The 745-nt window shown below is 38.5% G+C and carries 1 protein-coding gene and 1 pseudogene; both read right to left on the bottom strand.

Annotated features, from left to right (window positions below; genetic code table 11):
* Window positions 1-542: energy-coupled thiamine transporter ThiT (locus ACRCJ0_RS17290; RefSeq protein WP_431391386.1), on the bottom strand; the 542-nt coding region annotated here is incomplete at its 3' end.
* An 11-nt stretch (window positions 543-553) separates the two neighbouring features.
* Window positions 554-745: pseudogene (locus tag ACRCJ0_RS17295) on the bottom strand (ribonuclease J); the annotation flags it as partial.

Below are 745 nucleotides of genomic sequence, written 5' to 3' on the forward strand. Positions count from 1 at the left end.
TATTTCGATGATACGTTCAAGATGATTACTAGGATGATTAAAGCTAAGGCTAAGTTAGCCAAGAATGACCATAACATACTCATCGCATATGTACCGTCAGCCACTTGACCAACATTTAGCACATATTGATTAAAGATAAATTTTAGGATGAAGAATGCGGCAAAAGTCATAACTGTCCCGGTAATTAGGTTTAGGTATACACTAGACATACGGCGGTTGAATAACGTCCGCTGTAAGTTTCGGGCAAATTTACCCGATAACCCAACCATAGCTGTTTGGATTGCACTAGCCACTAGCACCATCCACTCTGTTTGTACATTCTCTACTTGTAAATACCCCACTACTGCTCCAAGTACTGCACCAGCGATAAAGCCTGCTGTTGATCCTCTTCTATATGAATAGAAAACCAATAGGGTTAATGAAATCGCTACGGTAATATTGTAACTTGTAATGGTTACTGGGAAGATACTTTCAATTAATAAAGCCAGGATGACAAATAATAATCCTTCAACCCAGACTACTAATTTTTGTGACGCGTTCATGCCGGACCCCCTTAGTTTTGTTTCCCTTTTTTCTTATCTTTTTTGTCAGGATGGTAGTTTGAAGCTTCCATAATGACTGGTAAAATCATCGGACGGCGTTGAGTTTCACTATATAATTTCTTACTTAGCGCATCACGGATGTCACCTTTTAATTTAGACCATTCAAAGTTCTTGTCTTTAAGATTTTCCTCAGTCACTTCAAC

The organism is Aerococcus sp. L_32 (assembly GCF_050689315.1).